13 protein-coding genes are annotated in these 8521 nt (G+C 26.8%); 7 read left to right on the top strand and 6 right to left on the bottom strand.

The features are described 5' to 3' along the window. Positions 1-33 precede the first annotated feature (33 nt). The 4 genes from ACWUD1_RS05910 to ACWUD1_RS05895 form a co-directional block, all read right to left on the bottom strand. Entirely contained in the window at positions 34-444 is a 411-nt protein-coding gene (locus ACWUD1_RS05910) for a chromosome replication/partitioning protein (protein ID WP_472757213.1), read from the bottom strand. Positions 445-606: 162 nt separating this feature from the next. Further along, positions 607-1356, bottom strand: coding sequence for a ParA family protein (locus tag ACWUD1_RS05905; protein WP_472757212.1), 750 nt, complete (start codon positions 1354-1356; stop codon positions 607-609). Next, the gene (locus ACWUD1_RS05900; protein WP_472757207.1) at positions 1353-1616 is read right to left on the bottom strand and encodes a hypothetical protein; all 264 of its coding nucleotides are present in this window, start codon (positions 1614-1616) and stop codon (positions 1353-1355) included. Before ACWUD1_RS05900 ends, ACWUD1_RS05905 begins: the two co-directional genes overlap by 4 nt. A gap of 21 nt (positions 1617-1637) precedes the next feature. Beyond that, on the bottom strand, positions 1638-1853 hold the full coding sequence (locus ACWUD1_RS05895; RefSeq protein WP_472757208.1) for a hypothetical protein: 216 nt from the start codon (positions 1851-1853) through the stop codon (positions 1638-1640). A 207-nt stretch (positions 1854-2060) separates the two neighbouring features. Between ACWUD1_RS05895 and ACWUD1_RS05890 the strand changes: the two genes are divergently transcribed. Then, a complete protein-coding gene (locus ACWUD1_RS05890) occupies positions 2061-2528 on the top strand; it encodes a plasmid maintenance protein (protein ID WP_472757211.1) in 468 nt (155 codons plus the stop codon). A gap of 868 nt (positions 2529-3396) precedes the next feature. Here ACWUD1_RS05890 and ACWUD1_RS05885 read toward each other — a convergent pair. Continuing rightward, positions 3397-4041: a hypothetical protein gene (locus tag ACWUD1_RS05885; protein WP_472757210.1), complete on the bottom strand. Its 645-nt coding sequence runs from the start codon at positions 4039-4041 to the stop codon at positions 3397-3399. A 438-nt stretch (positions 4042-4479) separates the two neighbouring features. Here ACWUD1_RS05885 and ACWUD1_RS05880 point away from each other — a divergent pair, with 438 nt between their 5' ends. Next, positions 4480-5124: a hypothetical protein gene (locus tag ACWUD1_RS05880; RefSeq protein WP_472757210.1), complete on the top strand. Its 645-nt coding sequence runs from the start codon at positions 4480-4482 to the stop codon at positions 5122-5124. Between the two features lie 747 nt (positions 5125-5871). Here ACWUD1_RS05880 and ACWUD1_RS05875 read toward each other — a convergent pair. After that, positions 5872-6459, bottom strand: a complete 588-nt coding sequence (locus ACWUD1_RS05875; RefSeq protein ID WP_472757209.1) for a plasmid maintenance protein — start codon at positions 6457-6459, stop codon at positions 5872-5874. Between the two features lie 207 nt (positions 6460-6666). Here ACWUD1_RS05875 and ACWUD1_RS05870 point away from each other — a divergent pair, with 207 nt between their 5' ends. The 5 genes from ACWUD1_RS05870 to ACWUD1_RS05850 all read left to right on the top strand — a co-directional run bounded on the left by ACWUD1_RS05870 (position 6667) and on the right by ACWUD1_RS05850 (position 8519). Beyond that, positions 6667-6882 carry a hypothetical protein gene (locus tag ACWUD1_RS05870; RefSeq protein WP_472757208.1) on the top strand — a complete coding sequence of 72 codons (216 nt, stop codon included), beginning with the start codon at positions 6667-6669 and terminating at the stop codon, positions 6880-6882. 21 nt (positions 6883-6903) lie between these two features. Then, a complete protein-coding gene (locus ACWUD1_RS05865) occupies positions 6904-7167 on the top strand; it encodes a hypothetical protein (protein WP_472757207.1) in 264 nt (87 codons plus the stop codon). Further along, complete coding sequence (locus tag ACWUD1_RS05860) at positions 7164-7943, top strand: ParA family protein (RefSeq protein ID WP_472757206.1); 780 nt, start codon at positions 7164-7166, stop codon at positions 7941-7943. Before ACWUD1_RS05865 ends, ACWUD1_RS05860 begins: the two co-directional genes overlap by 4 nt. 179 nt (positions 7944-8122) lie before the next feature. Next, positions 8123-8248 carry a plasmid partition family protein gene (locus ACWUD1_RS05855; RefSeq protein WP_472757214.1) on the top strand — a complete coding sequence of 42 codons (126 nt, stop codon included), beginning with the start codon at positions 8123-8125 and terminating at the stop codon, positions 8246-8248. Between the two features lie 106 nt (positions 8249-8354). Continuing rightward, complete coding sequence (locus tag ACWUD1_RS05850) at positions 8355-8519, top strand: hypothetical protein (protein WP_472757205.1); 165 nt, start codon at positions 8355-8357, stop codon at positions 8517-8519. Positions 8520-8521: the final 2 nt, after the last annotated feature.

Below are 8521 nucleotides of genomic sequence, written 5' to 3'. Positions count from 1 at the left end.
AGTTAATTAGCTTTTAGTATATAAAAAATCAGCTCAACTCAAAATAAACAAATCCCAATTATCAAGTAAAAATTTTTCAAGTTTTGACTTATTCTCCGCAAGAAAAAGCTGTTTTTCCTCATCTCCCAAATTAAATCTAACAGTAATAGGTCTACAATGCGAGACACCTTTCTTAACCCTCATATCATTAATAATTTTATTCAAAGAACCCTGAATAACATCCTGTTCACTTACATTTTCTTTTTCCAAATAAGCACCTATTTTAACATATCTATATATCATTGTCCTACTAAATTTATAGTCTAAACAAAATTCATAAAAACTGCCATATCCATCAAATCTATATAATTTATTCTTCTTAATTTCATAAAGAGCCTTAGCGAGTTCAATTTTATTGACAACCTCTTCTAAAGTCCTAGCCTTAATTTCCTCCTTAAGCTGCAAATATCTCGATTGATTTTTTTCTTATTAAAGTTACTTTTGACTTGAGCCGACGAATCCCCCACTCTACTCTTAATAGTACTAATGATACTCACTTTCATCTTGATTCCTCGGTATTAAATATTTGTAAACTAGTTTACAAATATTTAATACCATCCTTACACTTTAAGTGTCTTCAATAACCTCAGCAACTTTTAAATACTCTTTATAATATCTCTCGCCTTCCTGCGGTTTCAATCTGTAAGTCACCATTCTTTGAATGGCGGCACTTCTATGAATTTTAATCGGAATATATTCCTCATAAAGTTGCTGCAAGCTATAAAAAAACTCTTTTTTTATCTTCCTATTCTCCTCATAAAGAGTCTGAATAATATAATAACTCTTAAAATCTTGCTTTTGATATGCATCAATAATCTCTTGCATTTTACTTTTCAAAATATCATAACTTTCAATTGCCCAAAGCTCTGCAGGCAAAGGTATAACAACCTTAGTAGCAATCATCAAAGAATTAATAAGCTCCTTGTTAACCGAAGGGGGGGTATCAATTAGTATATAATCATACTTGTCAAAATAAGGGGTTAAAATAGTTTTTAATTTATATTCCTGCCCGATAATATTCTCCCCCGAAAACTGAGAAAGTTTAATATGCGAAGGGGCAAAATGCAAATTATCTGTTATTTCATGCACAATGCTCATAAAAGATTTTTTAGACTTTAAAACCTCATAAATATTATACTCCCTTATATCGGTTTTATTCTCAAAATAAGGAAGAAAATAAGAAGTAACACTAGCCTGAGAATCAATATCTATAAGTAAAGTTTTATATCTTTTAGAAAAAATAAAACCCAACATTATAGCCGTTACACTCTTACCAACTCCACCTTTAATCGAAGAGATCACTATAATATCTCTCATCTTATACCCCTAGAATCCAAACATTTAAATCTTTTATCATAAAAAAGTTTATCTAAATTATCTTCCGCAACCAAGAGCTCCTCAGATAAAGAATTAACAACCCCGATATCTTTTGCCTTAATCGAAATATTAAGCTTTTTAATCTTATTTTTTATTGTAAAATAAGAAATATTATTAAGCTTAGCCAAAAAAAGCGGGGTATAATATTTTTTTCCATTATACTCAATAAAAAAATTTTTCAAATTCGTTCTATTGTCCATTAAATTAACTACCCCCTTTAATCATCCTTTCTTTAACTTATCCTTAATAAAAATCTGAGCGTCTTCGCTTAAAAGCAATTCCCTTTTCTTAAAAAACAAATCTTTAGAAGAAATTACTCCCTCTATCTTATTTTTCTTTATATATCTTGAAAGATATGAAGAATCACTATACCCCATCTCCTTTGAAAACTCTTTCAAATTTTTTAAAGAATTTAAAAAATTTAGTGTAATCCTCACAAAACTCTATCTCCTAAACAAATTTTTATCAACAAAATAACTATTTTCAGTATACAACTATGTGATCATTTTGTAAATCAAATTGACAAAACAATTTTTTTAGTATATAAATTATAATGTATATTAATATCTATTTTAAATAAAATAGGGGATAAAAAAGACCTAATAAACAAAGGTCTTAAACAAACTGAAATAAAGGATAAATCGATGAAAAATTTAAATTTCTTTTTGTATAATAACAGCAAACTAAAGAAAAATCAAGTTAGACTAATAAAGCTAATCTCTATTTTAAAATATCTAAACAAAAACAAATTAGGATACAATCAACAAGACATACTTAACTTAACTAACTTTTTCCTAAAAAAGGAAGGTTATGCAGTAATTAAAATAAAAACATTACAAAAAGATCTGGGCTTTTTAAAGAAAAATGACATAATTAAAACATTCATTATAAGACTTGGAGAATATAAAGGTTCAAAAATAAAATATATACCAAAAAAAGATACATATCAAATATTAAAGAGAGTGCTTAATTCAACAGAAGAATTACTTGAAAAAACATTCAATATCATATACAGACTAAGCAAAGAAGAAAAAAGTAGAACAAAAAATAGCAGTGTATATTATATTACTAATAATATAAATAATAAAAAGAAAAAACTTCAAAAAACATAAACATCAAAAACTAAACAAAGAATCAAATTACGTATTCATTTTAAACCAAAAAATACCACCCGTAAACAACAAACAAACTATGGTTCAAAAAATTCCAAAACAATCACAAATTAAAGAATAAAATAAAAAGGAAACCCCTTGGGGAAGGGGATTATTTAAAAGAATGTATGGTATGAAGTAAATATTGATAATAAATTCTTTTAATTTTAAAAAAGGAGAATATTTAATAACTAAGTATTAATTCAAAAATTAATCTTTTCAATTTCCCGTGCAAACATTAATCAATATTTTTCTCATAAATTATTAAACAAAAGAAAGCTAATGAATTTAATAATCAAAACTACAAAAACAAACAAAACAAATCAATTGAACAATATCATATAATTTACTAACTCTCAAAAACGTCAAAAATTTAACCAAAGAAATGGCCTTTTAACAAATAGTAATGGTCCTTTTTAAGCTAAAGTATATAAATTAACTAATAATTATCATTATTGAAAATAAATGCCTTTCAGGCATTTATTTTCAATAATGATAATTATTAGTTAATTTATATACTTTAAGTAAAGGATTACACTAAGACAAAAGCCCAACAAAAGAAAGTCCCACCTCCTATGTCTTGTTTTGGAGAGGATTAATAGGAGTGTTGGGGGACTATTGATAAAAAGCTTTCTATCGCATTTATATCTGCTTATAATATTATTTTATTTTTTTAATTTTGTAAATATTTTTAAAAATTTTCATTATATTTGACTTTGACATAAAGATTTAATTTCAATAAAACTAGAAGTATAAATCATATTAGTAAAACATACCCAAACTCGTAGTTAGGCGGTATTGCTTTTTTTGCTTAAAAGTTATTATATATTTAATTGTGTAAATCATATTCAAGCTTTTTAATTGCTCTTAAAAGTCTCATGTGGCCCATTTGCATAGCAGAAATTTTTCTTCTTTTATTACTAATAAAACGCAACTCCTGGCTTATTTTTTTATTCCATGTTTGCATTTTTTTTATCTCTAAAATACTTGGTTCATAATCAATCCATTTTCTATCTATCCACCCTTTTTCCCATTCGTAGTAACCTTCATTGTAGTTAGTTCCATTAGATTCATCAAAATGTCTTGAGAGAGCTGATATTACTTTTGCGCCGTACTGAAGCATTTTATCTGTTTCTGTTTTTGCAATAAATTCATCGTAGTTGTAGATTTTGCCTGTTTGCATATTAACAATATCAACAATTAACTTCAAAGTGTTTACACAATTCACAGCAATATTGCCAAATGGAAGATCTGGGCTGCTTAAACAATTAATATTGACTTTATACTTATTCTTCAGACTTCTGGGTATCTTGAAGAAGTCGACTATAAATCCATCTATCTTGGCCTTGTAATTTGCCTCATACTGAGAATTTCCGAAAAAGGTTTCTCTATTGTCTTTAACCATACAGCCACCGCAATCTAGCATTATAGGCAGCTTTCTTCCTTGAATATTGTCTTGTTTAATATTTCCCATCTTCATATCCCCAGAAATCAAAAATTATTGCTTTATTTTTATTTCTTAATCTATACATTATTATAATATATATTAAATAAGAATGAATATAAATAGCTCTTGGTAATTTTTTTAGTCATACCTTAAAAGTTGTTGTTTTTTCATTGATTTGTGATAAACTTAGTTTTATCTTTAACCTTTAACCATTTATAAAGAAGCTTTGAGGAAATAATTTGCTCAAAGCTTCTTATGTCTTACTTACTTCGTTGATTTAACTATTGGCATTATTGTTAATTGTGATTGATATAAGGATCAATGAAAAAACAACAACTTTTAAGGTATGACTAAAAAAATTACCAAGAGCTATTTATATTCATTCTTATTTAATATATATTATAATAATGTATAGATTAAGAAATAAAAATAAAGCAATAATTTTTGATTTCTGGGGATATGAAGATGGGAAATATTAAACAAGACAATATTCAAGGAAGAAAGCTGCCTATAATGCTAGATTGCGGTGGCTGTATGGTTAAAGACAATAGAGAAACCTTTTTCGGAAATTCTCAGTATGAGGCAAATTACAAGGCCAAGATAGATGGATTTATAGTCGACTTCTTCAAGATACCCAGAAGTCTGAAGAATAAGTATAAAGTCAATATTAATTGTTTAAGCAGCCCAGATCTTCCATTTGGCAATATTGCTGTGAATTGTGTAAACACTTTGAAGTTAATTGTTGATATTGTTAATATGCAAACAGGCAAAATCTACAACTACGATGAATTTATTGCAAAAACAGAAACAGATAAAATGCTTCAGTACGGCGCAAAAGTAATATCAGCTCTCTCAAGACATTTTGATGAATCTAATGGAACTAACTACAATGAAGGTTACTACGAATGGGAAAAAGGGTGGATAGATAGAAAATGGATTGATTATGAACCAAGTATTTTAGAGATAAAAAAAATGCAAACATGGAATAAAAAAATAAGCCAGGAGTTGCGTTTTATTAGTAATAAAAGAAGAAAAATTTCTGCTATGCAAATGGGCCACATGAGACTTTTAAGAGCAATTAAAAAGCTTGAATATGATTTACACAATTAAATATATAATAACTTTTAAGCAAAAAAAGCAATACCGCCTAACTACGAGTTTGGGTATGTTTTACTAATATGATTTATACTTCTAGTTTTATTGAAATTAGATCTTTATGTCAAAGTCAAATATAATGAAAATTTTTAAAAATATTTACAAAATTAAAAAAATAAAATAATATTATAAGCAGATATAAATGCGATAGAAAGCTTTTTATCAATAGTCCCCCAACACTCCTATTAATCCTCTCCAAAACAAGACATAGGAGGTGGGACTTTCTTTTGTTGGGCTTTTGTCTTAGTGTAATCCTTTACTTAAAGTATATAAATTAACTAATAATTATCATTATTGAAAATAAATGCCTGAAAGGCATTTATTTTCAATAATGATAATTATTAGTTAATTTATATACTTTAGCTTAAAAAGGACCATTACTATTTGTTAAAAGGCCATTTCTTTGGTTAAATTTTTGACGTTTTTGAGAGTTAGTAAATTATATGATATTGTTCAATTGATTTGTTTTGTTTGTTTTTGTAGTTTTGATTATTAAATTCATTAGCTTTCTTTTGTTTAATAATTTATGAGAAAAATATTGATTAATGTTTGCACGGGAAATTGAAAAGATTAATTTTTGAATTAATACTTAGTTATTAAATATTCTCCTTTTTTAAAATTAAAAGAATTTATTATCAATATTTACTTCATACCATACATTCTTTTAAATAATCCCCTTCCCCAAGGGGTTTCCTTTTTATTTTATTCTTTAATTTGTGATTGTTTTGGAATTTTTTGAACCATAGTTTGTTTGTTGTTTACGGGTGGTATTTTTTGGTTTAAAATGAATACGTAATTTGATTCTTTGTTTAGTTTTTGATGTTTATGTTTTTTGAAGTTTTTTCTTTTATTATTTATATTATTAGTAATATAATATACACTGCTATTTTTTGTTCTACTTTTTTCTTCTTTGCTTAGTCTGTATATGATATTGAATGTTTTTTCAAGTAATTCTTCTGTTGAATTAAGCACTCTCTTTAATATTTGATATGTATCTTTTTTTGGTATATATTTTATTTTTGAACCTTTATATTCTCCAAGTCTTATAATGAATGTTTTAATTATGTCATTTTTCTTTAAAAAGCCCAGATCTTTTTGTAATGTTTTTATTTTAATTACTGCATAACCTTCCTTTTTTAGGAAAAAGTTAGTTAAGTTAAGTATGTCTTGTTGATTGTATCCTAATTTGTTTTTGTTTAGATATTTTAAAATAGAGATTAGCTTTATTAGTCTAACTTGATTTTTCTTTAGTTTGCTGTTATTATACAAAAAGAAATTTAAATTTTTCATCGATTTATCCTTTATTTCAGTTTGTTTAAGACCTTTGTTTATTAGGTCTTTTTTATCCCCTATTTTATTTAAAATAGATATTAATATACATTATAATTTATATACTAAAAAAATTGTTTTGTCAATTTGATTTACAAAATGATCACATAGTTGTATACTGAAAATAGTTATTTTGTTGATAAAAATTTGTTTAGGAGATAGAGTTTTGTGAGGATTACACTAAATTTTTTAAATTCTTTAAAAAATTTGAAAGAGTTTTCAAAGGAGATGGGGTATAGTGATTCTTCATATCTTTCAAGATATATAAAGAAAAATAAGATAGAGGGAGTAATTTCTTCTAAAGATTTGTTTTTTAAGAAAAGGGAATTGCTTTTAAGCGAAGACGCTCAGATTTTTATTAAGGATAAGTTAAAGAAAGGATGATTAAAGGGGGTAGTTAATTTAATGGACAATAGAACGAATTTGAAAAATTTTTTTATTGAGTATAATGGAAAAAAATATTATACCCCGCTTTTTTTGGCTAAGCTTAATAATATTTCTTATTTTACAATAAAAAATAAGATTAAAAAGCTTAATATTTCGATTAAGGCAAAAGATATCGGGGTTGTTAATTCTTTATCTGAGGAGCTCTTGGTTGCGGAAGATAATTTAGATAAACTTTTTTATGATAAAAGATTTAAATGTTTGGATTCTAGGGGTATAAGATGAGAGATATTATAGTGATCTCTTCGATTAAAGGTGGAGTTGGTAAGAGTGTAACGGCTATAATGTTGGGTTTTATTTTTTCTAAAAGATATAAAACTTTACTTATAGATATTGATTCTCAGGCTAGTGTTACTTCTTATTTTCTTCCTTATTTTGAGAATAAAACCGATATAAGGGAGTATAATATTTATGAGGTTTTAAAGTCTAAAAAATCTTTTATGAGCATTGTGCATGAAATAACAGATAATTTGCATTTTGCCCCTTCGCATATTAAACTTTCTCAGTTTTCGGGGGAGAATATTATCGGGCAGGAATATAAATTAAAAACTATTTTAACCCCTTATTTTGACAAGTATGATTATATACTAATTGATACCCCCCCTTCGGTTAACAAGGAGCTTATTAATTCTTTGATGATTGCTACTAAGGTTGTTATACCTTTGCCTGCAGAGCTTTGGGCAATTGAAAGTTATGATATTTTGAAAAGTAAAATGCAAGAGATTATTGATGCATATCAAAAGCAAGATTTTAAGAGTTATTATATTATTCAGACTCTTTATGAGGAGAATAGGAAGATAAAAAAAGAGTTTTTTTATAGCTTGCAGCAACTTTATGAGGAATATATTCCGATTAAAATTCATAGAAGTGCCGCCATTCAAAGAATGGTGACTTACAGATTGAAACCGCAGGAAGGCGAGAGATATTATAAAGAGTATTTAAAAGTTGCTAAAGTTATTGAAGACACTACAAGTGTAAGGATGGTATTAAATATTTGCTAAACTAGACTACAAAATATTTAATACCGAGGAATCAAGATGAAAGTAAGTATCATTAGTACTATTAAGAGCAGAGTGGGGATTCGTCGGCTAAAATCAAAAGTAACCTTAATAAGAAAAAAGATTAGATGGAGATCTTTGCAGCTTAAGGAGGAATTTAAGGCTAGGACTTTGAAGAGGGTATCAATAAAATTGAACTCGCTAAGGCTCTTAATGAAATTAAGAAGAATAAAGTATATAGATTTGATGGATATGGCAGTTTTTATGAATTTTGTTTAGACTATAGACCCATAGACAATGATATATAGATATGTTAAAATAGGTGCTTATTTGGAAAAAGAAAATGTGAGTGAACAGGATGTTATTAGGGTTCTTTGGATACGAATTTATTAATGATATAGAAGGGTAAGAAAGGTGTCTCACATTGTTGAGCCTCTTACTGTTAGATTTAATTTGGGAGATGAGGAAAAACAGCTTTTTCTTGCGGAGAATAAGTCAAAACTTGAAAAATTTTTACTTGATAATTGGGATTTGTTTATTTTAGTTGAGCTGATTTTTTATATACTAAAAGCTAATTAACT

The organism is Borrelia tillae, assembly GCF_055693965.1.
The sequence above is the reverse complement of the archived record's forward strand: the minus strand, read 5'-3'. Positions and strand labels throughout refer to the sequence as shown.

Coding starts and splice junctions, on each gene's coding strand:
- ACWUD1_RS05875 (WP_472757209.1), bottom strand. CDS start 6,459: ATGAAAAATTTAAATTTCTTTTTGTATAATAACAGCAAACTAAAGAAA.
- ACWUD1_RS05905 (WP_472757212.1), bottom strand. CDS start 1,356: ATGAGAGATATTATAGTGATCTCTTCGATTAAAGGTGGAGTTGGTAAG.
- ACWUD1_RS05880 (WP_472757210.1), top strand. CDS start 4,480: ATGGGAAATATTAAACAAGACAATATTCAAGGAAGAAAGCTGCCTATA.
- ACWUD1_RS05860 (WP_472757206.1), top strand. CDS start 7,164: ATGAGAGATATTATAGTGATCTCTTCGATTAAAGGTGGAGTTGGTAAG.
- ACWUD1_RS05865 (WP_472757207.1), top strand. CDS start 6,904: ATGGACAATAGAACGAATTTGAAAAATTTTTTTATTGAGTATAATGGA.
- ACWUD1_RS05890 (WP_472757211.1), top strand. CDS start 2,061: ATGAAAAATTTAAATTTCTTTTTGTATAATAACAGCAAACTAAAGAAA.
- ACWUD1_RS05885 (WP_472757210.1), bottom strand. CDS start 4,041: ATGGGAAATATTAAACAAGACAATATTCAAGGAAGAAAGCTGCCTATA.
- ACWUD1_RS05900 (WP_472757207.1), bottom strand. CDS start 1,616: ATGGACAATAGAACGAATTTGAAAAATTTTTTTATTGAGTATAATGGA.